Source organism: Brevibacterium atlanticum (assembly GCF_011617245.1).
In the GTDB taxonomy this organism is placed as follows: Bacteria; Actinomycetota; Actinomycetes; order Actinomycetales; family Brevibacteriaceae; genus Brevibacterium; species Brevibacterium atlanticum.
The window spans coordinates 3044386-3069805 of record NZ_CP050152.1; the positions used below are offsets into that span (position 1 = coordinate 3044386).

General features: G+C 67.4%; 21 protein-coding genes and 1 pseudogene. 8 read left to right on the forward strand and 14 right to left on the reverse strand.

The window, feature by feature from the left end; translation table 11 throughout:
* The first annotated feature begins 129 nt into the window (after window positions 1–129).
* The 3 genes from GUY23_RS13620 (at window position 130) to GUY23_RS13630 (ending at window position 3617) form a co-directional block, all read left to right on the forward strand.
* Window positions 130–1347, forward strand: a complete 1218-nt coding sequence (locus tag GUY23_RS13620) for a class I SAM-dependent methyltransferase (protein ID WP_166973139.1) — start codon at window positions 130–132, stop codon at window positions 1345–1347.
* A 64-nt stretch (window positions 1348–1411) separates the two neighbouring features.
* The gene (locus GUY23_RS13625) at window positions 1412–2257 is read left to right on the forward strand and encodes a sulfurtransferase (RefSeq protein WP_166973141.1); all 846 of its coding nucleotides are present in this window, start codon (window positions 1412–1414) and stop codon (window positions 2255–2257) included.
* A gap of 463 nt (window positions 2258–2720) precedes the next feature.
* Window positions 2721–3617, forward strand: coding sequence for a C40 family peptidase (locus GUY23_RS13630; protein WP_166973143.1), 897 nt, complete (start codon window positions 2721–2723; stop codon window positions 3615–3617).
* A 56-nt stretch (window positions 3618–3673) separates the two neighbouring features.
* On the opposite strand, the gene GUY23_RS13635 is transcribed toward GUY23_RS13630, so the two are convergent.
* The 5 genes from GUY23_RS13635 to GUY23_RS13655 form a co-directional block, all read right to left on the reverse strand.
* Window positions 3674–5320 (reverse strand): glycoside hydrolase family 3 N-terminal domain-containing protein, encoded by a 1647-nt coding sequence (locus GUY23_RS13635; RefSeq protein WP_228282336.1) that lies wholly within the window; start codon window positions 5318–5320, stop codon window positions 3674–3676.
* Window positions 5321–5439: 119 nt separating this feature from the next.
* Window positions 5440–7008 (reverse strand): mannitol dehydrogenase family protein, encoded by a 1569-nt coding sequence (locus tag GUY23_RS13640; RefSeq protein ID WP_166973145.1) that lies wholly within the window; start codon window positions 7006–7008, stop codon window positions 5440–5442.
* A complete protein-coding gene (locus GUY23_RS13645) occupies window positions 7005–7964 on the reverse strand; it encodes a carbohydrate ABC transporter permease (protein WP_228282338.1) in 960 nt (319 codons plus the stop codon). Before GUY23_RS13645 ends, GUY23_RS13640 begins: the two co-directional genes overlap by 4 nt.
* Window positions 7961–8902, reverse strand: coding sequence for a carbohydrate ABC transporter permease (locus GUY23_RS13650; RefSeq protein ID WP_407647363.1), 942 nt, complete (start codon window positions 8900–8902; stop codon window positions 7961–7963). Before GUY23_RS13650 ends, GUY23_RS13645 begins: the two co-directional genes overlap by 4 nt.
* Before the next feature lie 106 nt (window positions 8903–9008).
* The gene (locus GUY23_RS13655; protein WP_166973149.1) at window positions 9009–10367 is read right to left on the reverse strand and encodes an ABC transporter substrate-binding protein; all 1359 of its coding nucleotides are present in this window, start codon (window positions 10365–10367) and stop codon (window positions 9009–9011) included.
* A gap of 131 nt (window positions 10368–10498) precedes the next feature.
* Between GUY23_RS13655 and GUY23_RS13660 the strand changes: the two genes are divergently transcribed.
* From GUY23_RS13660 to GUY23_RS13675, 4 genes and pseudogenes are all read left to right on the forward strand, one after another.
* Complete coding sequence (locus tag GUY23_RS13660; protein WP_166973151.1) at window positions 10499–11542, forward strand: sugar-binding domain-containing protein; 1044 nt, start codon at window positions 10499–10501, stop codon at window positions 11540–11542.
* Window positions 11539–13128 carry a xylulokinase gene (locus tag GUY23_RS13665; RefSeq protein WP_166973153.1) on the forward strand — a complete coding sequence of 530 codons (1590 nt, stop codon included), beginning with the start codon at window positions 11539–11541 and terminating at the stop codon, window positions 13126–13128. Before GUY23_RS13660 ends, GUY23_RS13665 begins: the two co-directional genes overlap by 4 nt.
* Before the next feature lie 7 nt (window positions 13129–13135).
* A complete protein-coding gene (locus GUY23_RS13670; RefSeq protein ID WP_166973155.1) occupies window positions 13136–14233 on the forward strand; it encodes an ABC transporter ATP-binding protein in 1098 nt (365 codons plus the stop codon).
* A 131-nt stretch (window positions 14234–14364) separates the two neighbouring features.
* Window positions 14365–15493 (forward strand): annotated as a pseudogene (locus GUY23_RS13675) (glutamate--cysteine ligase).
* Window positions 15494–15799: 306 nt separating this feature from the next.
* Here the strand turns inward: GUY23_RS13675 and GUY23_RS13680 are convergent.
* From GUY23_RS13680 to GUY23_RS13695, 4 genes are read right to left on the reverse strand one after another with little or no spacing between them, the layout of a single operon-like run.
* Window positions 15800–16354, reverse strand: coding sequence for an NUDIX domain-containing protein (locus GUY23_RS13680; protein WP_166973157.1), 555 nt, complete (start codon window positions 16352–16354; stop codon window positions 15800–15802).
* A complete protein-coding gene (gene tsaD, locus GUY23_RS13685; protein ID WP_166973159.1) occupies window positions 16341–17420 on the reverse strand; it encodes a tRNA (adenosine(37)-N6)-threonylcarbamoyltransferase complex transferase subunit TsaD in 1080 nt (359 codons plus the stop codon). The genes GUY23_RS13680 and tsaD overlap by 14 nt, the downstream gene beginning before the upstream one ends.
* Window positions 17417–18025, reverse strand: a complete 609-nt coding sequence (locus GUY23_RS13690; RefSeq protein ID WP_166973161.1) for an SRPBCC family protein — start codon at window positions 18023–18025, stop codon at window positions 17417–17419. The genes tsaD and GUY23_RS13690 overlap by 4 nt, the downstream gene beginning before the upstream one ends.
* Window positions 18022–18969, reverse strand: a complete 948-nt coding sequence (locus tag GUY23_RS13695) for an aldo/keto reductase (protein WP_228282342.1) — start codon at window positions 18967–18969, stop codon at window positions 18022–18024. The genes GUY23_RS13690 and GUY23_RS13695 overlap by 4 nt, the downstream gene beginning before the upstream one ends.
* A 173-nt stretch (window positions 18970–19142) precedes the next feature.
* Here GUY23_RS13695 and GUY23_RS13700 point away from each other — a divergent pair, with 173 nt between their 5' ends.
* On the forward strand, window positions 19143–19781 hold the full coding sequence (locus tag GUY23_RS13700) for a biliverdin-producing heme oxygenase (protein WP_166973163.1): 639 nt from the start codon (window positions 19143–19145) through the stop codon (window positions 19779–19781).
* Here GUY23_RS13700 and GUY23_RS13705 read toward each other — a convergent pair.
* The 5 genes from GUY23_RS13705 to GUY23_RS13725 all read right to left on the reverse strand — a co-directional run bounded on the left by GUY23_RS13705 (window position 19778) and on the right by GUY23_RS13725 (window position 25294).
* Window positions 19778–20299: a GNAT family N-acetyltransferase gene (locus GUY23_RS13705; protein ID WP_166973165.1), complete on the reverse strand. Its 522-nt coding sequence runs from the start codon at window positions 20297–20299 to the stop codon at window positions 19778–19780. The genes GUY23_RS13700 and GUY23_RS13705 overlap by 4 nt on opposite strands.
* Window positions 20296–21069: a tRNA (adenosine(37)-N6)-threonylcarbamoyltransferase complex dimerization subunit type 1 TsaB gene (tsaB, locus tag GUY23_RS13710; RefSeq protein ID WP_166973167.1), complete on the reverse strand. Its 774-nt coding sequence runs from the start codon at window positions 21067–21069 to the stop codon at window positions 20296–20298. Before tsaB ends, GUY23_RS13705 begins: the two co-directional genes overlap by 4 nt.
* Window positions 21066–21671: a tRNA (adenosine(37)-N6)-threonylcarbamoyltransferase complex ATPase subunit type 1 TsaE gene (gene tsaE, locus GUY23_RS13715; RefSeq protein WP_166973169.1), complete on the reverse strand. Its 606-nt coding sequence runs from the start codon at window positions 21669–21671 to the stop codon at window positions 21066–21068. The genes tsaB and tsaE overlap by 4 nt, the downstream gene beginning before the upstream one ends.
* Window positions 21668–22972, reverse strand: coding sequence for an alanine racemase (gene alr, locus GUY23_RS13720; protein ID WP_166973172.1), 1305 nt, complete (start codon window positions 22970–22972; stop codon window positions 21668–21670). The genes tsaE and alr overlap by 4 nt, the downstream gene beginning before the upstream one ends.
* 801 nt (window positions 22973–23773) lie before the next feature.
* Window positions 23774–25294 (reverse strand): NAD(P)H-hydrate dehydratase, encoded by a 1521-nt coding sequence (locus GUY23_RS13725; RefSeq protein ID WP_166973174.1) that lies wholly within the window; start codon window positions 25292–25294, stop codon window positions 23774–23776.
* Window positions 25295–25420 lie beyond the last annotated feature (126 nt).

A 25420-nucleotide genomic window follows, 5' to 3' on the forward strand; every position in this document is an offset into this window, starting at 1 on the left:
GACAGACCGTCCCGCAGCTGCGCATACGGACCCGGCCGCGCCCGGGCGGACCGGCCCGCATCCGGACGGACGCTGGGGCCACCTCGGCGAGGTATCTGCTGCCACCCCGCGGACGATAGGGTTAAGGCTATGGATCCGCAGACTCTGACCGAACTGCTCGACGTCGCCGTGCTCGACCGGCTCGATCGCATCGACGATCTGCCCGAGGACGACCTCGCCCGGTCGAAGGCGCTGCGGAAGGAGGGCTATTCCGCCGAGGTGACCGCCGCCCTGCTCACTCAGGCTCAGCTGCGCAAGGAGGCGGCCGCGAAGCTCGGTCCCTTCGCCGAGGACATGCTCTTCACCCGCGACGGGCTCGCCCAGGCGACCCGGCTGCCGGTCGCCGCCCACCACGCCCGCCGCCTCATCGGCGAGGTGCCGGACGACGCGGCGTTCCGCATCGCCGACCTCGGGTGCGGCATCGGTGCGGACGCGGTTGCCTTCGCCGGGATGGGGGCGCACGTGTCCGCCGTCGACGCCGACGAGGTCACGGCCGCCATCGCCGCCTTCAACCTCCGCCACCTCCCCGACGCCGCAGTCGAGCACGCCCGCGCCGAGGACGTCGACCTCACGGGCTTCGACGGCCTGTGGTTCGACCCTGCCCGGCGCACGATCGGCAAGGCCGACAAGCGCGGATCGACTGCGCGCATCACCGACCCCGAGGCCTTCTCCCCCTCCCTGTCCTGGGTCATCGAGCAGGCGAGCGCGGCGAAGGCCGCCGGAGTGAAGCTCGGCCCCGCCCTCGACCACGGCCTCATCCCTGGCGATGCCGAGGCCCAATGGGTCTCCCACAGCGGCGAGGTCGTCGAGGTCTGCCTCTACTTCGGCGCCGCCCGTCAACGTCCCGGCCGCAGCGCACTGATCATGGGCGAGCGCACCCTGCTCGTCCACGAGGACGACCTGCCCGATTCGGACGAAGCGGGAATCGGGGAACTCGGTCAGTACCTGCTCGAGCCCGACGGTGCGATCGTGCGCGCCGGCCTCGTCACCGCCCTGTGCGCACCCCTGCAGGCGCGTCGGATCAACCCGACGATCGCGTATCTGACCACCGACGTCGAACCGAGCGGACCGGCCGCCGCCGGGACCACCGCCTTTGAGATCGTCGACGTTCTGCCCGCGAAGATCCCGAGCCTGCGCAAGGCTCTCGTCGCCCGCGGCATCGGCTCGGTCGTGATCAAGAAGCGCGGCGCCGACATCATTCCTGACCAGGTGCGCCGTCAGCTCAAGCTGCCCAAGGGCGACAAGGCGACACTCGTGTTCACCCGCCTCGGCGACAAGCACGTCGTCCTGCTCACGCATCCGGTGTGAGGGCCCTCGCGACGGCCGCACCGCTCACCCGCTACGCTGCCCGACACCCGCAGAAGGAGGCACCATGACCCGCTCCGACGTCCTCATCACCGCCGATGAGCTGCTCAGCCGACTGGCATCGAGCACTGCATCGACACCGGCGCCGAGGCTGCTCGACGTCCGCTGGACCCTGCACAAACCCGATGGCCGGGACGACTTCGCCGCCGGGCACATCCCCGGCGCGATCTACGTCGACCTCGATACCGAGCTCGCTGACCACAGCAGCACCGACCCCACGGCCGGGCGGCACCCGCTGCCGAGTCCCGAGGATTTCCAGGAGACCGTGCGCGCATGGGGCATTGGGGCCGACACCGAGGTCGTGGTCTATGACGACAATTCCTCGCTCGGGGCGGCCCGGGCCTGGTGGCTGCTGCGGTGGGCCGGGTTGAACGCACGCGTCCTCGACGGTGGGCTGGCCGCCTACCGGGAGGCCGGCGGTGAGCTCGAGACCGGTGACTCTCGTGTGGTGGAGCCGAGTCCGGTGACGATCTCCCCCGGCTCGCTGCCCGTCATCGACGCCGACGATGCCGCCGAATGGAACGGAGTCCTGCTCGATGCCCGGGCCGGCGAGCGCTTCCGCGGAGAGACCGAACCACTGGACCCGCAAGCCGGACACATCCCTGGGGCGAAGAACGCCCCGGCCACCGATAACGTCCCAGCGGGGACGTTCCTGCCCGAACCGGACCTGATCAAGCGCTTCTCAGACCTCGGAGCGCTTGATCAGCCGGTCGGTGTCTACTGCGGCTCCGGCGTCACCGCCTGTCACAACGCCCTGGCCCTGGCGAGCCTCGGAGTGGAAGCGAGCCTCTACCCCGCCAGTTGGTCGGGCTGGTCCTCCGACCCCGCCCACCCCGTCGAGACCGGGGTCTGAAGACCAGAGCTGCTCCCGCGTCCCCCGGATTCTTTGGTCGATCCACCGCGTTCTGGGCGGGCGGAGCGCGGTGGATCGACCAAAGAATGAGGCATCTGCCTAAGCCCTTCGAGGTCTCGTCTCCTCCGTCGTCTTCCGCGAGGGGCTGTCCAGTTGCCCCGAGCTCGCCCTTGAGTTGCTTCGCGACAGCCTCTGAGGCGCAGTGGTTCGAGGTCCGCGAATGTCACGAAACGTTATTCAGAGCGAGAAACACGCATCGACACCACCGCACGACTGGACTCAAACCACACCCCTCTCACCACCGATTATGCCACCACCAACCCTCTGACCTGGATCAATATCGCGAAACAGCACCGAGAATCCTTTTGTAACAATAACGTGACATAAGATCACAACTTCGTTACAGTGGTGGTTATCGTTTCATCCAGACAGGCAATGATCAGACAGGCAATGAGAGGAAACCGTGGCACCTAAGCAACACGGCCGCCGCGCCGCCGCTACCAAGGCCAAGACACCGCTGACCGAGCTGAGCGAAATGCTCGCTGCGAACTCCGGAGCATTCGGCCGCCGGGCTGCAGTCGTGGCCGCCAGTGGCGGTCTGCTCACCGCAGCAGTCCTTCCCGCCGCGGGCCAGGGAACCGATGACCAGGCCTCGGTCTCGGCCGAGACCGAGAAGCAAGCACCGGTCGAGTTCAAGAATCAGGCACCGACCGTCGACGTCGACAGCGAATCGAAGTCCGGCGATCAGGCGGCTGCGGTCACCGTCGACACTGGCGGCGTCACCGCCGAGGCGGCTCCCAAGCCGAAGCCCAAGCCCAAGCCGGCACCTGCCTCGCAGACTGACGACAAGACCTCCGACGACTCGAAGTCGACAGAGAAGACTGCCGACGAGCCGAAGGAGTCGGCCGCTCCCAAGAAGTCATCCGACGATGACGCTCCCTCGGATTCAGGCAAGGACAAGAGCAAGGACGACGGAGCGGACTCCGGTTCCGGAGACGTCAAGGTTCCCGACGGGTCGAAGGCCGAGCAGGTCATCGCCATCGCGAAGCAGTACGTCGGCACTCCATACGTCTCCGGCGGCACCTCGCCCAGCGGATGGGACTGCTCCGGCTACACCTCGTACGTCTACGGCAAGGTCGGCGTGAATCTGCCGCGCACGTCTTCGGCACAGAAGGGCGCAGGGCAGACCGTCTCGGCCTCCGAGGCGAAGGCCGGCGACATCATCTGGACACAGGGCCATGTCGGCATCTACGCGGGCGACGGCATGATGTACGACGCAGGCAACTCGAGCGTGGATACCAGCTACCGCAGCGTCGATTGGATGACCGCGCAGGGCGCTCAGTTCATCCGCGTGCTCTGATCGGACTCGGGCAGAACCCCTCGCCGGCACTCTCGCCGGCGAGGGGTTTTCTCTGCTCACCCGCAGTCGGGGGCTTTGTCGCTGCCCTCGTACTCAGCGGGCAGCTGGCCTGATGCCTTGAAATCGCCCTTGAGCCATTTCGCCACGGCTTTCAGAGCGTAGGGATTCGAGTCGTAGGCGGTCACCGCCGACTTCGCCGAGGTGCTGCGCATCGTCCACGGGGCAGCGGTGCCGACGGCGACATCCGCCGAGGTCGAGGGGCTCAGGCTCACGGAGGTTCCGCCCGATCCGACGCTCAACCCGACGTCCTCGGCCGCCTTCGTCAGCTCCGCTTTCTCCTTGTCGCTGCCGCCGACGATCGAGATCGAATCGGTGCCGTCGAAGGAGCATTCGCCCTTGAGCACGGTCAGGGACTTCTCGGCCACCTCGGTGAGGGTCTTCTTCGCGTCGGAACCGTTCCCGGATCCCCCCGATTCTGTCCCGGCCTTCACGCTCTTCTGCGCTTCGGCGGTAGCCAGCTGCATGGCGACGACGCGTTCGGACTTCTCCTCGAGGTCCTTCTTCTTCAGCGTCCCATCGCTCATCGCCTTGACGATCGCCTTCTGCGCGGCGCCCGAATCCGGGGGCATGAGCGCGAGGTCCGCGCCGGCCGCGAGCGCCTTGACAGTCTCCCCGCCCTTGAGGTTCTGCGGCACGGCCTTCATGTTCAGAGCGTCGGTGATGATCACGCCGTCGAAGTCGAGCTTGTCCCGCAGCGCCGAATACGCCTTCTCGTTGAGCGTGGCCGGGGTGGTTGTCGCATCGGGCAGGCCGATGTGACCCATCATCACCATCGGCACGCCTGCCTTGACTGCGGACTTGAATGGCCGCAGGTCCGTGTCTTCGAGCTCGTTGATCGACTTCTCCGACACGGGCAGGCTCTCATGCGAATCCACGCCGAGGCGGCCGTGGCCGGGGAAATGCTTCGCCGAGCTGCCGACTCCGCCGGCTTCGTACCCGTCGACGGCGTCAGCGACCACCTCGGCCGCGTCCTTGTGGTCAGTGCCGGCCGAGCGGACGTTGATCGCTTTGTCCTTCGGCCCCACGGTGACGTCGGAGTCGGGCGCGAAGTCGATGGTGAATCCGAGGTCGGTGAGGTTCTGCCCCTGCACCGTCGTCGCCTCGGTGATGAGATCGGAGTCATCGGTGGCGGCCAGGGCCATGAGCGGTGGGAACGGCAGTGCCGCCGAGCTCAGCCGGGACACTGGGCCGCCCTCCTGGTCGACGCCGATCGACACGGGCTGGCCCTTGGTGCGAGCCCCCGAGATCTGCTTCGTCAGTTCTGTGACCTGCTTCGACGTCGGATTCTCCGACAGGTTGTACCCCATGACGATGACCCCGCCGAGGTGGTTCTGCTTGATCATGTCCACCGGAGTCTGCGTGTCCGTGCCGTTCCAGGTGCCGATGATGAGAGAACCGGCGAGTTCGTCGTCGGAGAAGCCGTCGACGATCTCGGCGGCCTCGTCCTGGTAATCGGACGGATCCGCGTCTGCGGGATCATCGAGATCCGTCTCGGTCTCCGGCGCGGCCTGCGCGGCGGAACCGGAGTCTGCGGTCGGTTTCGCATCGCTCGTCTCTGCATCGGACGACGAGGTCCCGCCGGAACAGCCGACGAGCGCGAGAGTCGTGGTCAGGGCCAGAATGCTCAGGCGAGAACGCAACATGTCTCCATGCTAGACGCTGAACCTGACTCGGCGCCCAATCGACTGATCACGAGGACAGGCCCATCACCGGGCAGCGCCGACCTGTTCGGACCGACCCCCTCAGCGTTCTCGAGCCTGGATCACAGCGCTTCGCCGGCGGCCAGGCGCCGGACAGTCTCCTTCGCACCGCGTTCGTGCAGTGATGTCAGTGCCGCGAGGTACGGTTCGGTGAAGCGCGGGTCTTCGGCCAGATCCCCGAAGAACTGCTTCTGCCGAATGAAGGCGAGCGGGTCAGTATCCTGTGTGCCCGCGACCGCCTGAAGCTTCTCGGCGTAGCGGTCGACGATGGTGAACCGACCGCCGGTCTCATCGTGCCCTTCGGCGTAGCGGGCCCAGGAGGCACAGATCGCCGCTGCCACTTCGACGGGGTGACCGGAGGCGAGGTTGTCTCTGACGACCGGCAGGAGCCATTTGGGGATGCGGTCGGAAGACTCCGCGCCCAGGCGGGCCAGGGTGTCCCGGATCTCCGGGTTGCTGAACCGCTCGATGAGCGTGTCCTTGTACTCCTCGAGGTCGATACCGGGCAGGGGTGCCAGGCTCGGGGTGCCCTCGTCGTCCATGTACCGGCGCAGGTAGGTCGCGATGTCCGGATTCTCCATCGCCTCATGCGCGTAGGTGTATCCGGCGAGCAGCCCGAAGTACGCCAGCCCCTGGTGTCCGGAGTTGAGCAGCCGCAGCTTCATGTGCTCATAGGGCCGCACATCGGTCACGACCTGCACCCGGGCCCGTTCGTACGGCGGGCGACCGTCGGTGAAGGCGTCTTCGAGCACCCATTGGAAGAAGGGTTCGGCCACGACCGGCCAGGCGTCGACGACACCGGTCTCGTTGAGCAGATCGGCTCGGTCATCATCGGTGGTGGCCGGGGTGATGCGGTCGACCATCGAATTCGGGAAGGCGACGTTCGTCTCGATCCAGTCAGCCAACTCGTCATCGACGAGGCGGGCGAAGGCGGTGAACATCTTCGCGGCGACCTCACCGTTCTCCGAGATGTTGTCACACGACTGCACCGTGAACGCCGGTGTCCCGGCCTCCCGTCGCTGCCGCAGAGCAGCCACGACATACCCGAAGACGGTCGCCGGCAGTGCACCGGCGCGCAGTGCTTCGACGTCTGCGGCGATCGCTGGCTCGTCGGTGATGAAATCCCCGGTGACGGGGTTGACGTTGTAGCCGCCCTCGGTGACGGTGAGCGAGACGATTCGGATCGTCGGATCGGTCAGCAGGTCGAGGAGGCCGGCAGGATCGTCTGGGCCGAACCGGTAGTCGATGATCGACCCGATGACCCGCCGCTCCTTGGCCCCGTCCGGGTGTTTGAGGGTGAGCGTGTAGAGGTGATCCTGGCCGGCCAGAGCATCACGCATCCCGACATCATGGGGCAGCACTCCGGCGCCGACGATCCCCCAGTCGGCGGCCAGACCCGCCTCCATGAGGTCATCGAGGACCATCGCCATATGTGCTCGGTGGAATCCCCCGACGCCGAAGTGGACGATGCCCGGCCGCACGGCCGACCGATCATAGGTGGGCACGGCGATGCCGCGGTCGGCCGCCTCGGCGAGATTCTGCGCGGACAGGGCGAGGTTCTGCGCGGACAGGGCCACGGTGGGGCCGCCTCGGCGGGGATCGGAGTTTCCGGCAGTGGTCGATGCGGTCATTTGACGGCTCCCATGGACAGGCCCTGGACGAGTTTGTCCTGGGCGGCGATTCCGGCGACGAGCACCGGCACGGAGATGATGAGCGAGGCCGCGCACACCTGGGACAGGAACAGCCCCTGGGAGGTGACGAAGCTCGTGAGGAACACCGGCGCCGTCGACGCTGCGGTCGAGGTGAGCACGGTGGCGAAGAGGAGTTCGTTCCACGAGAAGATGAAGCAGATGAGCGCGGTGGCGGCCAGTCCCGGCGCGGTCAGCGGCAGCAGGATCTGCACGAACACACGCGGCAGCCTCGCCCCGTCGAGTTCGGCGGCTTCGAGGACCTCGATGGGCACCTCGGCGAGGAAGGAGCGCATCATCCACACCGCGATCGGCATGTTCATCGCCGAGTAGATGATGATGAGCAGCAGCCAGGTGTCGAGGATGCCGGTTGATTTCGCAACGAGGTAGACGGGCAGGAGGCCCGCGACCATCGGCAGCATCTTCGTCGACAGCAGGAAGAAGAGCACATCGGACCAGCGTTCGATGCGGCGGATGGCCAGGGAGTACGCGGCCATCGTCGAGAGCACGAGGACGATGAGGGTCGAGACGATCGCGGCCACGGCGGAGTTGATGAGGAACGGCCACGGGTTCGCGCCGTTGCCGCCGCCGAAGAAGTTCACATACGAGTCGAGGGTCAGCGGGGCGAAGAAGCTCGGCGGGTTCGTCGAGGCGTCGGTCTCGGTGTGGAGGCTGGTCAGCAGCATCCACAGCAGCGGCGAGACGAACAGCAGCCCGACGAGCCAGGCCAGCAGGCCGAGCAGGATCTTTCCGGTCCGTCCTTGGCCGGGCCGCCTCGGTGCGTTCGCCTTCCGCCGAGGCGGCCCGCCGGAACCGGGTGAGCCGGGTTCGGTCGGGGTGGGGGTGATGCCGGGTTCGGGGCGGGTGCTCAGGGTCGCCTGTGTCTCGGGGGCGCTCATGAGTTCTCCTCCTTGAGCAGGGTGGATGCGGTGCGCAGGGCGAAGGTCGCAATGATCAGCGAGGCGATGACGACGATGACGCCGACGGCCGAGGAGACTCCGTAGTCCTGGGCGACGAAGAACTCCTGGTAGATGACGTAGGGCAGGGTGGCGGTGCCCAGTCCGCCGGAGGTCATGGTGAAGACCATGTCGAAGTTCTGGACGATGTAGATCGTGCCGAGCAGGGCGGCGAGTTCGATGTAGCGGCGCAGGTGCGGCAGGGTGATGAAGCGGAAGGTCTGCCAGGGTCCGGCGCCGTCGACGAGGGCCGCCTCGTAGACGTCCATCGGCCGTGACTGGAGTCCGGCGAGCATGATGAGCATCATGAACGGCGTCCACTGCCACACGAGCACGAGCCCGATGCCCAGCAGCGGCGAGGACGACATGAGGTCCGGCTGCGGGGCGTTGTCACCGAAGACCACGGTCAGCAGTCCGTTGAGCAGACCGTACGAGGGGTTGAAGATCGCGTGCTTGAACAGCAGCGCCGCGGCCACGGGCACGACGAGGAACGGGGTGATCATCAGGGTGCGGACGAATCCCCGGCCGATGAACTTCCGGTCGAGCAGCAGGGCGATGCCCAGACCCAACAGCGCCGAGGCGAGCACCACCCCGACGGTGAGCCCGACGGTGACGAACACGGCGCGCAGCAGGTTCGCATCGGTGAACACGGTGACGTAGTTCTGGAGCGTGCCGAAGGCGATGTCATCGGGATAGGCCGCGTTCCAGTTCATGAACGAGATGATGATGGTGATCGCGAACGGGATCTGGGTGACGATGATGACGAAGATCAGCGCCGGGAGCATGGGCGCGCGTTTGAGCCATCGGTCCTTGGCTGGAGTCTTCGGCGGCGTGATCGGTCTCGATGTACGCTCGGCGGCGGGTGCTGACACGTCGAACATCCTTCGCATTGTGGGGCGGTGGTGGGGCTGGGTCGGGTGGGGCCGGCGCCTCGGGGCGGGGGTCGCTCCGCCCCGAGGCTGCGCAGTCAACGCTGTGACCGCACGGTCACTTCTTGTATTTGTCTCCGACCTTCTCGGCTTCCTTCTGACCCTTCTCCAGCGCCTTGTCCGCGGTGGTGCGTCCGGCGATGGCGGAGCTGACGTCTTCGGAGATGCCTGTGGCGAGATCGGCGAACTCCGGGATCGTCACGAACTGCACGCCGAGGGTCGGCCGCGGCTGCGTGCCCGGGTTCTCCGGATCGGCCGAGTTGATGGCGTCCTCGGTCTGCTTGTAGAAGGGTTTCGCGGCCTTCTGGTAGTCCGCGTTCTCATAGGTCGAGGTCCGTTTGCCGGCCGGAACGTGCTGCCAGCCGAGTTCTTCGGCCACCGTCTCTTCGTAGTCCTTCGACGAGGCCCACGCGACGAACTGCTTCGCGGCGTCCTGGTTCTTGCCCGCGGCCTGGATGCCCCAGGCCCAGGTGTAGAGCCACGAGCTCGAGTCCGTCTTCTTCACCGGGGCGGCGACATAGCCGATCTTGCCCTTGACCGGGGAGTCGTCGGCCTCGAGGGTGCCGGTGGCGGCCGTCGAGTCGTACCACATGGCGACTTTGCCCTGCTGCAGGTTCGTCAGGCATTCGGTGTACCCGGCCTGCGGGGCACCGGATTCGCCGTGGTCCTTGATGAGGTCGACGTAGAAGTTCGTCGCTTCTTTGAACTCCTTCGAATCCACCTGGGCGTTCCAGTCCTTGTCGTACCAGGTTCCGCCGAAGGTGTTGACCACGGTCGTCAGCGGAGCGAACATCTCGCCCCAGCCGGGCAGACCGCGCAGGCAGATGCCCTTCGTGCCCTTCTCGGCCCCGTCGACCTTCGCCGCGAGCTTCGCGACCTCGTCCCAGGTCGGGTTCTCCGGCATCTCGACTCCGGCCTTGTCGAAGATGTCCGTGCGGTACATGAGGAACGAGCCCTCACCATAGAAGGGCTCACCGTAGATCGTGTCATCGACGCTCAGCGATTCGGCCATGGGAGTGAGGATGTCGTCCTGATCGAAGCCGTCAGCGTCGGCGACACCCTCGTCCATCGGGGTCAGCCACTTGTTGTTCGCATAGGTCGGGACTTCGTAGTTCGACATCGACGCGACGTCGTAGTTGCCGGCTTGGGCGGCGAACTCCTGTCCGATCTTCGCCCGCACCTCGTTCTCCGGCAGCACGGTGTAGTTGACCTTGATGCCGGTGTCCTTCGTGAAGTGGTCGGCCGTGAGCTTCTGTAGGTCCTGCATCTGCGGGTTGTTGACCATGAGGACATTGACCTCATCGCCTCCCCCACCGCTGGAGCTGCCGCCGGCCCCGCCGCACCCGGAGAGTGCGAGTGCTCCGACCATGCCGATGGCCGCCCAGGTGGCGCCTCGGCCGGTGATCCTGTGTTTCATCGTTGTGCCTTCCCTCATCATCGCGGGATTGCCGCCCGCCATCGGGTTCGCTTCGAGAAATTCATATGAGCATCGGCGCTCATATGTGCAATACTGTGTCACGGAACACACAGATGTGCAAGACTTCACATATGAGCGAACACACTGCCGTCGACGCCGAAGGGAGGACGATGAGCACAGCACCCACCGCCCGCCACCGCCGGTTCCTCGCGCAGCTGGCCCGCGATCACTACCTCGGAGGGCGGTCGAAGGTCGAGATCGGCAAGGCCAACGGGCTGAGCCGATTCCAGGTCGCCCGCCTCCTCCAAGAAGCCGTCGACACCGGGGTCGTCACTATCACGATCGAGACCGATGCCCGCGAAGACGACAGCCTCACCGACCGCACGGCCACCGCCCTCGGCCTGGACTCGGTCGTCATCGTCGACATCCCCGACCAGACCGAGGCCTCCCAGCAGATGGGCAGGGCCGCCCTCGCACTCGTCGGCCGCAAGGCCCGAGCCGGAATGCGCATCGGCCTGTCCTGGTCACGCACCCTCGACGCTGCGGCCGCCTTCACTCCCGCACTGCCGCGGTGCACGATCGTGCAGCTCGCCGGTGCCCTGCGGCTCGAATCCCACCGCCCCAGCTCCGAGATCTTCACGCGGCTGGGGCAGGATCCGGCCGTGAGCATGGTCCGTCTGCCGGCCCCGCTGCTCGTCACCGAGGCCGAGACCGCCGCCGATCTACGTGCCCTGCCCGAGATCTCGGGCACGCTCGCCGCCGCCGACGACCTCGACCTCGCCGTGGTCTCCGTGGCCTCATGGGCCGAGGGGTTGTCCTCAGTGTGGGAGAAATGCACCCCCGCCCAGCGACAGGCGGGCATCGATGACGGCGCCGTCGCCGAGGTGTCCGGGCGTCTCTTCGATACCTCCGGTGAGGACGTGACCACGATCGATGATCGCGTCATCGCCGTCACCCTCGACCAGCTGCGCCGGGCCGCGACGACCGTCGGGGTCGCCCGCGGTGCCGAGCGCGCCCGTGCGGTGCGGGCCGCGTGTGCGGCGGGCATCCTCGATGTCGCCGTCATCGACCGCGCCCTCGCCGATGCCGTGCTCGCCGATGGCGCTCCCACCGAACCTGACCCCGCCGATGCTGCTCCCACCGAGTCCGCCTCCGACGAGGAGAAGGTGTCATGACCGTCGCCCGCCGTCTCGTCGCCGGCATCGATTCCTCGACGCAGAGCTGCAAGGTCGTCATCGCCGACCCGACCACCGGCGACATCCTGCGCACCGGTTCGGCACCACACCCTCCCGGCACCGAGGTGGACCCGCAGTATTGGTGGATCGCCCTGCAGGAGGCGATCGGTGCCGCCGGCGGACTCGACGACGTCGCGGCTGTGAGCATCAGCGGCCAACAGCATGGCCTCGTCGCCCTCGATGCCGAGGGCCGGGTCGTCCGCGACGCCCTGTTGTGGAATGACCTGCGCAGTGATGCCGCAGCCCGGGATCTCATCGCCGAGGTCGGGGCCGAGGATTTCGTCGCCCGCACCGGTGTCCTGCCGGTGGCCTCGTTCACCGGTGCAAAGCTGCGCTGGCTGCGCGACGCCGAACCCGCCAATGCCGCCGAGGTGGCAGCCGTCGCCCTCCCCCACGATTGGCTGACCTGGCGGATCCTCGGTTACGGACCTGCCGGTTCCTCGGCGAACGGGCCCGTCCTCGAGGCACTTGTCACCGACGCCTCCGATGCCAGCGGCACCGCCTACTTCGACCCCGCCTCGGGCGATTACGATCTCGACCTCTTCCGCATCGCCTTCGGCACGCACGCCCGTGAAGCCGTGGGGACTGGCTCGAGCACCGACCCAGCTTCCGGCACCGACCCGAGTGCCGCCTCGGCGGTCATCCTTCCCCGGGTCCTTGCCCCCAACGAGGCGGCCGGGCGCACGGCCGAGGGCATCCTCGTCGGGCCCGGTGCCGGGGACAATGCCGCGGCCGCACTGGGGCTCGGGGTCACCTCGGGGGATGTCGTCGTCTCGATCGGCACCTCGGGCACCGTCTTCGGCACTACGGATCTGCCCATCGCCGATCGCACCGGGACGGTCGCGGGCTTCGCCTCTGCCGACGGTGGGCGACTGCCGCTGGTCGCGACTCTCAACGCCGCGCGGGTCCTCGTCTCGGCGAGCACCCTGCTGCGCATCAGCCACGACGAGGTCGCAGCCCTGGCCCTGGCATCGACGCCAGGGGCGAGCGGGATCACGCTCGTGCCCTATTTCGAGGGCGAGCGCACCCCGAACCTGCCCGATGCCACCGCCCGGCTCGAAGGGATGACCTTGGCCAACGCCTCGGCCGAGAACGTCGCCCGGGCCTTCGTCGAGGGCATGCTCTGCGGGCTCGCGGACGGGCTCGACGCGGTCCTTGCACAGGGACTGACGGCCCGCCGGTTGCTCATCATCGGCGGAGCGGCAAGGAATCCGGCGGTCCGGGAGGTCGCTCGCGACATCTTCACCGTGCCCATCGATGTGCCCGAACAAGCCGAGTACGTGGCCATCGGCGCTGCCCGGCAGGCGGCGTGGACATTGACGGGGTCACTGCCGGAATGGGCGGTCGAACTCGTCGCCACTCTGCATCCGAGACCGTCTCGGGTGCGGCAGCAGTACCGGACCTACACGCAGACACCGTCTCCGCACAGAGCCTCCCAGTCCCCCATGAACAACAACGCACTGCACAACACCTCACTGCACGATCACCGTCGATCATCGGATGCGCCCGCATCCGCGAAAGGTTGAGAACATCATGGCCACTGTCACCTTCGACAAAGCACTGCGTCAGTACCCCGAGGCGCTGACGCCCTCCGTCGACGAAATCAGTCTCGACATCGACGACGGGGAGTTCCTCGTCCTCGTCGGGCCCTCGGGCTGCGGGAAGTCGACGACCCTGCGCATGCTCGCCGGACTCGAACCCGTCGATTCCGGGCACATCCGCATCGGCGACAACGACGTCACCGCACTCTCCCCACGCGAACGCGATATCGCGATGGTCTTCCAGAACTATGCGCTCTACCCGCACATGAGCGTGCGCGAGAACATGGCCTTCGCACTCAAGATCGCGGGGGTGGCGAAGAAGGAACGGGACGAACGCGTCGAGGAGGCCGCCCGGCTGCTCGACCTCGAACCCTTCCTCGACCGCAAACCCAAGGCGCTGTCGGGCGGACAGCGGCAGCGCGTGGCGATGGGACGGGCGATCGTCCGCTCCCCGCAGGTCTTCCTCATGGATGAGCCGCTGTCGAACCTCGATGCGAAGCTGCGGGTGCAGACGCGTGCACAGATCGCCTCGCTGACCCGCCGCCTCGGCGTGACTACCGTCTATGTCACCCACGACCAGGTCGAAGCGATGACGATGGGCGACCGCGTCGCCGTCCTCGCCGACGGGCGTCTGCAGCAGGTGGACACACCTGCGAACCTCTACGACCGGCCGGCGAACCTCTTCGTCGCAGGGTTCATGGGATCTCCCGCGATGAACCTCGTCGAGGTCGGCCTCGAGGGATCGACGCTGCGCCTCGGCGATGTGCAGATCGAGCTCACCGCGGAGCAGCGCGGGCAGGTCACGGGTGAGACGGTCACCGTCGGGGTGCGCCCCGAGGACCTGCGCACCGAGGGTGAACACGGCTTCGATGTCACGGTCGACCTCGTCGAGGAGCTCGGCGCCGATGCCTATGTGCACGGGCGAGCGGGCCTGCCCGGCGAAGAGAGGACGGTCGTGGCGCGGGTCGCCGGACGGTCGACGATCCGCCGCGGTGACAGTGTCCGGGTCGTGCCCGATGCCGCGCGCCTGCATCTCTTCGACACCGATTCGGGGCGACGGATCGAGGACGGTGCACGACAGGCCGCGTGAGGGCTGCGCGGAAACGATGGCTGCCGCGCCGCGGTGCCACAACGATGCGGTCTGAGGAATACGCGGGAGGACACGGTCCGAAACGCAGTGCCGAATCAGGGGAATCGGGTGTGCGCGATTATGATCGACCCATGGTCGATTTTGCACGCTCTCCCCGCTCCACTCTCGGTGTCGAATGGGAACTGGCTCTGTTGGACTCGCAGAGCCTGGATCTGACCCCTGCTGCCGAGACCCTGTTGGCGGATGTGGCCGAGCACGCTCCCGATTTCGAGAAGAAGATCGTCGGCGAGATGCTCACGAACACGATCGAACTCGTCACCGGCGTGCACGAGCGGGTGGGCACCGTCGCCCGAGGACCTGGCCGCCTCGATCGGGGCGCTGCGGAAGCTGACGGAGGCTCGCGGCGTCGAGCTCATGTCTGCGGGCACGCACCCGTTCGCACAGTGGCACACACAGGAGGTCCGGGCGAAGGACCGATACCTCGAACTCGTCGACCGCACCCAGTGGTGGGGCCGGAACATGCTCATCTTCGGCGTCCACGTCCACGTCGGCATCGATTCCCGGGACAAGGTGCTGCCGATCGTCAACGCCCTGCTCGCCTACGTGCCGCATCTGCAGGCGCTGTCCGCTTCCTCCCCGTTCTGGGGCGGCACGGACACCGGATATGCTTCGAACCGGGCGATGATGTTCCAGCAGCTGCCCACTGCCGGGCTGCCTTTCCAGTTCGAGACCTGGGCCGACTACGAGAAGTACGTCGACGACATGCTCACCACGGGCATCATCGACCACATCAATGAGATCCGCTGGGACATCCGCCCCGCCCCGCACTGGGGCACCGTCGAGGTCCGTGTCTGCGACGGACTGCCGACGCTCGAGGAGATCCTCGCGATCACTGCGTTCATCCAGTGCCTCGTCGACGACATGTCCGAGCGCCTCGATAACGGGGAGACCCTGCCGACGATGCCCGACTGGTTCCACAACGAGAACAAATGGCGCGCCGCCCGCTACGGAATGGATGCGATCATCATCGAGAATGCAGCGGCCGATGAGCGCCTTGTCACCGAGTGCCTGGCCGATGAGATCGAGCGCCTGTCCCCGGTCGCCGAACGACTCGGCTGCACCGAGGAGCTGCACTCGATCACGACGATCATCGAACGCGGGGTCCCCTACCAGCGCCTGCAGAAGGTCTTCGGTGCCACCGGGTCGCTCACCGAGGTGACCCGTTCGCTCATCGGCGACCTGCGCACCTCCTACACCTGAGGGGCAGCGGAGCGCCGAGACACCTGTGGAGCGCCGAGACAACTGTGCAGACGCCGTTGTCTCGGCAATCCACCGTTGTCTCGGCACTCCACCGGTGTCTCGAAGGTCGTACCGGTCGCTGGTGACGCTGACCGGCCTGTTCCCGCCGTTGTTTGGTCGATCCGCGGCGTTCTGAGCGCCGGAATCACGGTGGAACGACCAAACAATCCACCGAGGAGACCCTTCACAACGCGGGAACCGCGACCAAGCGGCAAATCCGCTGCCCCTGCAAGCGGCAACCCAGGCGTGCCCGCCTAAAGCCGCCCCTCACAGGTGAGGGCGCAACAGCTCCAACAGCGTCGGCAGCGCGGCGGCGACTCCCGGGTGCAGTTCGTAGTCGTCGAGCTCATCGAGCGGCACCCACGACAGCTGGATGCTCTCGGGGTCGTTGATGACGGCGTCGAAGCGACGCAGGGTCTTCGCGATCACCGTCGTGTACGACCAGGTGTCGAGGTCGAGGACGTGCGTCTCGACGATCTCGATGCCGGATCCGTCCTGGTCCGGCACTCCGGCCTCTTCCCAGGACTCCCGGATCGCGGCCTCGACCGCCGACTCCCCCATGTCCCGGGCCCCGCCGGGGAAGCCCCAGGTTCCGCCCTCGACCGACCACAGCGCCCGATGCTGCATGAGCACCCCACGCTCAGGATCGACGAGCATGAGCCCGGCGGCCCCGTTGAGCCCCCAGTGCTTCTGCCCGTCCGATCCGTAGGTCCATCCGTCACCCGATCGCCGAGGCGGCCGACCGTCGGGCAGGTGCGTGGACTTCGCCGCCTGAGCGTTCTGATCGGCTGCGCTGTCGGGTGTGTTCTCAGACGAGGACATGATCGACATCCAATGATGAGACGGCGGCGAAGGACAGATCACTCGGCCCGATTCCGCGGGAGACGAGCTCGGCACCGAGGGCCGCGACCATGGCTCCGTTGTCGGTGCACAGTGTCAGCGGCGGCACGCGCAGGGTCACCCCAGCATCGGCGCACCGTGTGGCCAACACCTCTCGCAGGTGAGTGTTCGCGGCCACTCCCCCACCGAGGACGACATGGTCGATGCCGGTGTCGGCCGCCGCCAGCAGGGTCTTCGTTACGAGCACGTCGACGACGGCATCTTCGAACCCGGCCGCGATATCGGCCACGCGCAGGTCGGCACCGAGCGTTTCGGCCTTGGTCACCTCGCGCAGGGCCGCCGTCTTCAGCCCGGAGAACGAGAAGTTGTAGCGACGCTCCGGATCCCGAAGGTCCTGCTTCTTCGCCAGGCCGCGCGGGAACGTCACGGCTTTCCGATCGCCCGGGACGCCGGTGCCGTCGAGCAGCCCGAGAGCGGCCTTCGAGATATTCGGTCCCCCCGGGTAGTTCAGCCCCAACAGGCGTGCGGTCTTATCGAAGGCCTCACCTGCGGCATCATCGATCGTGGCACCGAGGAGTTCGATGTCGGTGACAACATCGCCGATGCGCAGGATCTCTGTGTGCCCTCCGGAGACGAGGAGCGCGATCGTCGGAGTGGTCAGCCCGTCGACATCGTCGGCGACGAGATCGACGGCGACGTGTGCGGCGAGGTGGTTGACCCCATAAAGCGGTGTGTTCAGTGCCGCGGCGAGCCCCTTGGCCGCGCCCACACCGACCATGAGCGCCCCGGACAGTCCCGGCCCGGCGGTGACGGCCACAGCGTCGATGTCGGACAGCTCCACCTCGGCGGTCTCACACGCCGAGGCGATGGCTGGGCCGATGGCCTGCACGTGCGCGCGGGAGGCGACCTCGGGCACGACCCCGCCGAAGCGGACGTGTTCGTCCATCGATGAGGACACCGTGTTCGTCAGCAGTGTGCGTCCGCGGACGATGCCGACTCCGGTCTCATCGCAGGAGGATTCGATGCCGAGGACGAGAGGTTCGCTCACGATTCGACCCCATCAGAGTCGACCGCGTCAGCGTCCCCCGAAACAGTGCTGTCCCCCGAGCCCGTCCCGTCCCCGGCATCCGCCACCTCCAGCGCGAGGTCGGAATAGGTGGCGTCGAGTTCGGGTTCGGTCGCCTCGGTGGCGTCGAGTTCGAAGGTCCGCGCGAACAGGCGCAGGTGGGTGTCCCACATGGGTCCGAATTCGGTCGCCTGCGCACGGGCGGTGTCGACATCGGCTGCGGTCTGGGTGAACACGAGCAGAGTCTCCTCACCCGAATCGCCTTCGAGCGGCAGGAGCCGGATGCCGAGCACCCCGAAGTCGTCGAGTTCGAGCAGCACGTGGACATACTCTTCGCAGCTGAGCACCGACCCACTCAGGTCGATGTCTTCGAGTTCGAAGGTGATCGGTCGAGACGCGGGCACGTCGGCATCATCCCCGGCATCTGCCGATTCCTCGCCGAGGCGGAACGGCGCGAACCAGGCCGCCGCAGTGTCGCTGTCGGTCAGGGCATCCCAGACGGTCTCGACATCGCGTGCCAGGAGCAGCTCGATGACGAGGTCGGTGCCGTTCTCCCAGCTGACGAGGCGTGGGGAGGGTGTGCTCATTCCTCCACCCACGAATCGTTCAGTGCCGTGATCTCCTCGTCGCTCAGCTGCATCTCGGTTCCGGTCAACAGCTCGGTGAGCTGTTCGGGCACCCGAGCCGAGGCGATGGTCGAGGGAATGAAGTCGTGGCTGAGCTGCCAGGCGATGGCCGTGGCCGTCATCGTTGCGGAGTGGGTCGAGGCGACGTCGTGGAGGACCTCGAGGGCGCCGAGTGCCTTCTGATCTTCGACGAATCCAGCGACGCGTTCGCCGCGGACGCTGCCGGTGGCATCACCTCCGGTGTGTTTGCCGGTGAGGAACCCGGAGGCCAGGGAGTGGAACGGCAGTTCGGCGATCCCTTCGGAGCGCAGGTACGCCTGCTTCTGTTCGTCGACGGCGGAACGGGAGACGAGGTTGAACCGGTCCTGGACGACGCGATAGCAGGCCAGGGAGAACTTCGTAGAGATCTTCCGCGCCGACTGCAGCCTCTCAAGACTGAAATTCGAGGCGCCGAGGTAGCTGACCTTGCCCGAGCGCACGAGCGCGTCGAAGGTCTCGGCCACGGCGACCTGGTCGACTTCGTCATCGTCGAGATGGGCGTAGTAGACGTCGATGTGATCGGTGCCCAGGCGTCGCAGGGAGTCATCGACGCAATTGCGGATGTTCGCGGGGTCGAGGCCCTTGCGCTTCGGGTGCATGCCGACCTTGGTGGCGATGATCATCTCATCGCGGTTGCCGCGCGCCTTCATCCATTCGCCGATGATCGTCTCGGATTCTCCGCCGGAGTTGCCGTCGACCCAGACCGAGTAGGCGTCGGCGGTGTCGATGAAGTTTCCGCCGGCGGCAGCATAGGCGTCGAGGACTGCAAAGCTCTGGTCCCGATCCGCACCCCAGCCGAAGGGATTGCCGCCCAACTGAAGAGGATGGACGGAGAGATCGGTATCTGCCAATTGCACACGTGTCATGCCTCCAGCCTACCGCTTCGACCCCAGAGGCCTGGGGTCCGGACCACCACCAGAAATGCAGGTTAGGCTAAGCTATAGTCAGGCAATGATGACGATCACATCATTGTCGCGGCGACCGTTGTTCTGTCCCAGTCTGATCGCCGCATTCCCCGAGTGATCCCCGAGGAGCCATCATGTCTGAACCGTTCTCCGCTCGCCTCAGGGCCAGCACTGCCACCATCCACGATGAGGTCGAGCACACCACCTTCATGGTCGACCTCATGGAAGGACGTCTGGACACTCGGGCCTATGCTCTCCTGCTCAAGCAGTACGAGATCATCTACGCCGTGCTCGAGTCCCAGTCGCGGACGTTCGCCGACACCTCGGTCTTCGCACCCTTCCACGACGTGAACCTCTTCCGGTCCGAACGCATCGCAGCCGATCTGGCCGCGCTCGGCGGTGAGGACCTGCCGGTGATGCCCAGCGCCACTGCCTACGCCGACCACCTCGGACGACTCGAACGTCCCGAGCAGGTCATCGCTCACCATTACACGCGCTACCTCGGGGATCTCTCCGGCGGCCAGGCGATCGGCACCCTCATGGGTCGGCACTACAGCCTGCCGGCGACCGCCCTGACGATGTGGGACTTCACAGCCCTGGGCAAGACGAAGCCGTACAAGGATTCCTACCGCCGCCTCCTCGACGAGGTGGCAGCGACCGGCGGCGATGAGCAGATCGTCATCGACGAGACGATGGAGGCCTTCCGCCTCAACGGTGCTCTCCTCGTCGACCTCACCGAGGCGACGGAACGGCGGGCGGCCCCGGTCGCCTAGTCGCCGACCCGCAGACGCATGAGAACGGCCGCGGCGCCCGGATAGTAGTCCGGGCGCCGTCCCCATTCAACGAATCCGCGGGAGGCGTAGAGGCCCAGCGCCGAGGTGTTGCGTTCGTCGACCTCGAGGTGGACGACCTCGGCTCCACGGTCCTTCGCCCAGTCGATCCCCGCGTCGAGCAGGGCCCGACCGATGCCCCGCCCGCGGGCCGCCTCAGTGGTGGCGATGGTCATGACATCGGCTTCCGCACCGGAGGCGGACATGACGATCCACCCGGTCAGCTCCCCCGCCGAGGCGGTGGTGTCCTGTGCCGTGGTCGAACCGTCGACGGTGTCGGCCGAGTCCGATTCCCCCGCCGAGGTGGTCCTGGCCGCGAGCATGATCGTGCCGTTCTGTGCCTTGACCGACCAGTAGTACCCGGGTGTCCACGCGGTGGGACCGAAGACGGTCGCATCGTGGTCGGCCACCTCGGCGAGGTCCCACCAGGGCAGCTCGGCGATGGTCGTCGCTGCGGTCATCTCAGTGAGCTTCCGCGCACGGGAGTCGGTTTCGCATCGGGATCACGGAGGTATTCGGGAATCGGATCGCTCAGTTCTCGACCGGCGGCGAGTTCCCGTGCGGCCGCGAGGGCGAGGTAGTCGGCGCGTGGGTCCGTGAGGTCCTCGAGAGACGGAGCACCGAGGGTCTCGGGGTAGAGGAGGAAGCCGCGACCGAGCCGGTCAGCGATGCGGTCGAACACATACCCGTGCTCGTCGAGGACGGCGGCGACCTCGGACGGCCTGGCGACGAACGGTCCCGCGCTCAGGGAGGCATCGGCCGCATCGTAGACGCTGAAGTAGACCTCTTTGCGGCGGGCGTCGGAGGCGATGAGCACCGGATGCCCGGTACCGGGCGTGCTGTCCGTACCGTTTGCGCTGTCCGTGGCGGTCGCGCTGTCCGAGGCGGTCGCGTTGTCAGAGGAAATTGTGCTGTCCGAGGTCGTGCGCAGGAGTTCCTCGGCGATCGCCGCCTGCGACAGCAGTCCCCTGACGGGGATGCCGCGGGCTTGGCCGACGGCGATGCCGGCCGCGATGCCGACCCGCAGCCCCGTGAACGGACCGGGCCCGATGCCCACGACGACGAGTTCGGGCAGCACATCCGCCTTGAGCACGCGAGCGAGCGCAGGCCCGATGAACTCGACATGTCGACGCTGGTCGTCAGCCTGTTCGGCGGCGATGACCGTGTCGGAATCGGTGTCGACGAGCGCCACGGAGGCTGACTGCGAGGTGTCGATGCTGAGAATGATCATGAAGCGTCTCCCTCGGTTGTGATGCCCTCGAGCGTCGAAATCGCGGCGTGCACGCGGGCCATTCTGCCCGACCATGAGTCGCCGTGACCGGTGAGGTCGACGGTGCGCCGTTCGTCCTCGATATCGTCGTCTACGTCGACAGTCACCTCGCCGGCCCGTTCGACGAGGCCGTTCTCGCCCGTGCCTTCGCCGACCACGGCAGCCGCGTCGTCGGCGGCCCAGACCGGGGTGATGGTGATCTCGAGGTAGTCGGTGCTCAGCTGCTCGGCCAGTCCGGCTCCCCATTCGACGACGGTGATCGACTCATCGAGTTCTGAGTCGAGGTCGAGGTCTTCGAGCTCCTCCCCGTCGGCCAGCCGGTAGGCGTCGACGTGGACGAGGGCCGGTCCGCCGGAGCGCGAGGGGTGTTCGCGGGCGATGATGAACGTCGGCGAGGTGATCCGTCCCGACACGTCGAGCGCCCGCCCCAATGACTGGGTGAACGTCGTCTTTCCGGCGCCGAGGTTGCCTGTGAGGATGAGCAGGTCACCGGCGCGCAGGTGCCCGGCGAGTTCCTCGGCGAAGGTGCGCATGTCCGCAAGTGATCCGAGATGCACCCTCATCGCTCGACACCGTCCGCCCCGGCCGGCTGCCGGCCGGTCGATTCTGCGTTGGTCGACTCTGTACCGGCCGATTCTGCACCGTCCCCGCGTGCGAACCGCTCCACGCGAGCGCTGAGCTGGGTGACGATCTCGTAGTTGATCGTGTCCGCCCAGGTCCCCCACTCGGCGGCGCTGGGTCCGCCCGGGCCGAAGATGACGACCTCGTCGCCGATGGCCACGTCGTCGTTCCCGCAGCCGATGTCGATGATCATCTGGTCCATGGCGATGCGCCCGACGACGGGGTATCGGCGCCCGCGGATGGCCACCTCGGCGCGGTTGGACGCCGCCCGAGGAAGCCCGTCCCCGTACCCGCCGGGCACGAGCGCGAAGCGGGTGTCGGTCGCGGCCGTGAACGTCAGCCCGTAGGAAGCGCCGTGACCTGCGGGAATGTCCTTGAGATTGATGACCGTCGAGAGCAGCCGCAGCGCCGGGCGCAGCCCGAGGGCAGCCGCATCTCCGTCCGCGAGTGGGGAGAGACCGTAGAGTGCGAGCCCCACCCTGGCCGAGGTGCCCGGGCATGGACCGAGGGTGAGCGCGCCCGGTGAGTTCGCGATGTGCACATCGAGTGCCTCCGATTCGCCGAGGCGACCGTCCGCGGCGTCGAGAACGGCCCGCAGCTGCCCGTGGGCGGAGGAGAAGACCGCGCTCTGGGCGGCGGTCTCGGGGCGTTCTGGTTCGTCGGCGACGGCGAAGTGGCTCATGATGCCGACGATGCGGATCCCCGGTGCGGCGGCGTGGCTCGGCTCGCCCGGTCGAGCATTGTCGGCAGCGAGACGGCGTTCCTCGTCATGACTGCGCAGCCAGTCGAACGCGCGAACGAGGTCGTCCGGGGCGAGGCCGTTGCGGCCGAGTCCGGTGTCGATCTTCAGATGCAGTCGGGCGGTGGTGCCGGTGCGCAGGGCCGCCTCGGCGAGGCGGTCGAAGCTGCCGAGCGTCGAGACGCCGAGGGCAATATCGGCCTGCAGCGCCGCATCGAGGTCGGTGGTGGGTCCGTAGAGCCAGGCGAGGATCTCGGCCTCGGGGCCGAGCAGCTCGCGCAGCTCCAGTGCTTCGGGGATCGTGGCCACGCAGAACTCGCGCCATCCGGCGGCGAAGAGAGCCGGGGCGACGAGATCGACGCCGTGGCCGTACGCATTGGCCTTGACGACGCATTTGAGGCGGGCGGGGGCGAGCCGTTCGGCGAGGACGGAGGCGTTGGCGCGCAGGGCCGCCTCGTCGATCTCTGCCCGCACGAGTGCCTCGGGAATGTCGAAAGATGTCACTGAACAAGACTACCGCCGACACCATGTCGCCGACCTCACCGGTGGTTACGATGATCCCCCGCACGTCTCGGCGAGCCTGCCGAGGTGCGCGGACCCAACCGCTGACAAAGGAGAAGTCATGCACACCACCACATCCGCCCGCACCCTGGCCATGGTGCTCGTGACCGCGCTGTTCGCTGCGGTCCTCACCCTCGTCTCGGGGGCCGGGGCAGCCTCGGCGGCGGCGAAGTACTGCACCGGCATCGAATCGAACTCGAAGGTCACGGCCGGCAAGGCCATCGAGGTCAAACAGCGTTCGACGATCACCGCGGACATCTACCTGTGCTCGAAGTCCGGGTCACGCTACGTCCGCGACAGCGGCCCGTACAAGGCGCGTCTGGGCTACAACGGGACGACGGCGAGCAAACGTGAGGGCGACGGGAAGACCCCGAAGGGCGTGTTCTGGATGCGCGACGGCTTCGGCACCTCGGCGAATCCGGGACTGAAGAAGACGTGGACGAAGGTCACCCGCGATCACGTCTGGGTCGACGGTACGGCCACCAAGGCGCAGGGCTACAACACGATGCAGCTGAAGTCGAAGGGATACAAGGGTGAATCGCTCTACCAGCCGAAGCCGTACAAGTACGCCCAGGTCATCGGCTACAACGAGGCCCGCACCCCGGGTAAGGGATCGGCGATCTTCCTCCACGCGAACACCGAGTCGATGAAGACCGCCGGATGCGTGTCGATGTACGAATCAAGCCTCGTCAAGGCGATGAAGTGGGAGGGGTCGACGACGACGCAGATCGTCATCCACGGAGGTCAGCGGATGAGCTCGTCGACCACCTCGGCGAGGGCATCGGCGAAACCGGCCGCGGTGATCGCCCGCCGGCCGGCCTCGTTGTGCAGCAGCACCGCGAGTCCGGCCTGGTGGGCCCACTGCCGCTGCGGCAGCGGTGCCTCGTCGGCGCCGTAGCGGCTGCGTGCCGAGGCGATCGCGCACAGCGTCCCGAGGATTCCGGCGAGCACGTCCCCGGCTCCGGCCGTGGCGAGGCTCGCCGGGCCCGGTTCGGGGAGGACGACGAAGCCGTCGGGTGCGGCGATGACCGTGTGGTGGCCTTTGAGCAGGACGATCGTCCCGGTCAGCTCCGCCGCCTGCCTGGCCCACCCGGCCGGGTCCTGACCGATCCTGCCTGCGGTGATGATCTCGCCGAGGAGGCGGCTGAGCAGCCGTGCCAGCTCACCGGCGTGCGGGGTGATGATGAGGGGGCGATGCGCCAGCCAGGTGCCGGCCATCGCCTCGGCGCGGCCGACCATGTCCAGTCCCCCGGCGTCGATGACGACCGGGGTGTTCGTGTCGCTCAGCCCGTCGACAACGGCCTGGATGTGGTCGGCTTCGGGGTCCCCTGGCCCCAGCACGACCGCGTCGACCCGACCGGAAGCGCTGACCACTTCGGGGTGGAGACCGACGACGAATTCGGCGACGAGAGGGGATCCGAGATAGCGGACCATTCCGGCTCCGGCGTTGACCGCCGAGGTGGTCGTGAGCACGCCCGCCCCCGGATAGTCCTCGGATCCGGCGAGGACCCCGGTGATGCCGCGGGAGTATTTGTGCCCGGTCGGCTCGGGGCGGGGGAAGTCGGCGGCGAGGTCGGCTGAGTCGAGGAGTTCGGAGTCGGCGAGCTCCGGGTCGAGGTCGAGTCCGATGTCGATGACGTCGATCGATCCGGTGAACGCGGTGACTCGGGGGTCGACGAGTTCGGATTTGAGACCCCCGAAGGTCACGGTCCGGTCGGCATGGAGGCGCTGGTCGGCACCGTCAGGGTCGGGATCGAGGTCGGAGGGGACGTCGACGGCGATGAGGCGGCCGGTTCGGTGCGGGGCCCAGTCGGCGATGAGTGCGGTGATGTGGTCGGGCAGTCCGCGCCGGCCGCCGGTGCCGAGAATGCCGTCGAGGACGAGATCGGCCCGGGTCAGTTCGTGGAGGACGTCGGCGCGGGAGGTGCCGTCCTCGGTCGGCGTGAACGCGATGACCTGTGCCCCGGCGCTGCGGGCCGCGGCGACTCCTTCGGTGTGGGTGCGGTCGAAGAGGGTGATGACTGTGATCGCCGCCCCGCGCCGGGCGAGTGCGGCTGCGGCGAAGAGGGCGTCTCCGGCGTTGTTGCCGGGTCCGGCCAACACGCTCACTCGGGTCCCGGTGACCCGGCCGTGGTCGGCTCTGAGCGTCTCGAGGCCGATGTTCGCCAGGGCGCGGGCTGCTCGGGCCATGAGCGGGACTCCGGCGTCGAGGAGGGGCACCTCGGCGTCGCGGATGACCTCGCTGGGGTAGGCAAACACACTCATCGCTGCTCCTTCACGTCCATCCCTGCACCGTATGCCGTTTCCACCCTCCGGGGCCAGAGCCGACCGTGGTGAGAGTCGGTTGCCGCCGGGCTCGGGTGCTGCGGGCCCCGGTTGTGGCCGGACTCG

What these genes read in the sequence shown, in the direction of transcription:
- GUY23_RS13625 (WP_166973141.1), top strand. Translation starts at nt 1,412, where the DNA reads ATGACCCGCTCCGACGTCCTCATCACCGCCGATGAGCTGCTCAGCCGA.
- tsaB (WP_166973167.1), bottom strand. Translation starts at nt 21,069, where the DNA reads ATGATCATTCTCAGCATCGACACCTCGCAGTCAGCCTCCGTGGCGCTC.
- GUY23_RS13725 (WP_166973174.1), bottom strand. Translation starts at nt 25,294, where the DNA reads ATGAGTGTGTTTGCCTACCCCAGCGAGGTCATCCGCGACGCCGAGGTG.
- GUY23_RS13650 (WP_407647363.1), bottom strand. Translation starts at nt 8,902, where the DNA reads ATGTTCGACGTGTCAGCACCCGCCGCCGAGCGTACATCGAGACCGATC.
- GUY23_RS13620 (WP_166973139.1), top strand. Translation starts at nt 130, where the DNA reads ATGGATCCGCAGACTCTGACCGAACTGCTCGACGTCGCCGTGCTCGAC.
- GUY23_RS13690 (WP_166973161.1), bottom strand. Translation starts at nt 18,025, where the DNA reads ATGAGCACACCCTCCCCACGCCTCGTCAGCTGGGAGAACGGCACCGAC.
- GUY23_RS13670 (WP_166973155.1), top strand. Translation starts at nt 13,136, where the DNA reads ATGGCCACTGTCACCTTCGACAAAGCACTGCGTCAGTACCCCGAGGCG.
- GUY23_RS13700 (WP_166973163.1), top strand. Translation starts at nt 19,143, where the DNA reads ATGTCTGAACCGTTCTCCGCTCGCCTCAGGGCCAGCACTGCCACCATC.
- GUY23_RS13695 (WP_228282342.1), bottom strand. Translation starts at nt 18,969, where the DNA reads ATGACACGTGTGCAATTGGCAGATACCGATCTCTCCGTCCATCCTCTT.
- GUY23_RS13680 (WP_166973157.1), bottom strand. Translation starts at nt 16,354, where the DNA reads ATGTCCTCGTCTGAGAACACACCCGACAGCGCAGCCGATCAGAACGCT.
- GUY23_RS13665 (WP_166973153.1), top strand. Translation starts at nt 11,539, where the DNA reads ATGACCGTCGCCCGCCGTCTCGTCGCCGGCATCGATTCCTCGACGCAG.
- GUY23_RS13645 (WP_228282338.1), bottom strand. Translation starts at nt 7,964, where the DNA reads ATGAGCGCCCCCGAGACACAGGCGACCCTGAGCACCCGCCCCGAACCC.
- tsaE (WP_166973169.1), bottom strand. Translation starts at nt 21,671, where the DNA reads ATGAGGGTGCATCTCGGATCACTTGCGGACATGCGCACCTTCGCCGAG.
- GUY23_RS13660 (WP_166973151.1), top strand. Translation starts at nt 10,499, where the DNA reads ATGAGCGAACACACTGCCGTCGACGCCGAAGGGAGGACGATGAGCACA.
- GUY23_RS13705 (WP_166973165.1), bottom strand. Translation starts at nt 20,299, where the DNA reads ATGACCGCAGCGACGACCATCGCCGAGCTGCCCTGGTGGGACCTCGCC.
- GUY23_RS13655 (WP_166973149.1), bottom strand. Translation starts at nt 10,367, where the DNA reads ATGAAACACAGGATCACCGGCCGAGGCGCCACCTGGGCGGCCATCGGC.
- GUY23_RS13640 (WP_166973145.1), bottom strand. Translation starts at nt 7,008, where the DNA reads ATGACCGCATCGACCACTGCCGGAAACTCCGATCCCCGCCGAGGCGGC.
- GUY23_RS13635 (WP_228282336.1), bottom strand. Translation starts at nt 5,320, where the DNA reads ATGTTGCGTTCTCGCCTGAGCATTCTGGCCCTGACCACGACTCTCGCG.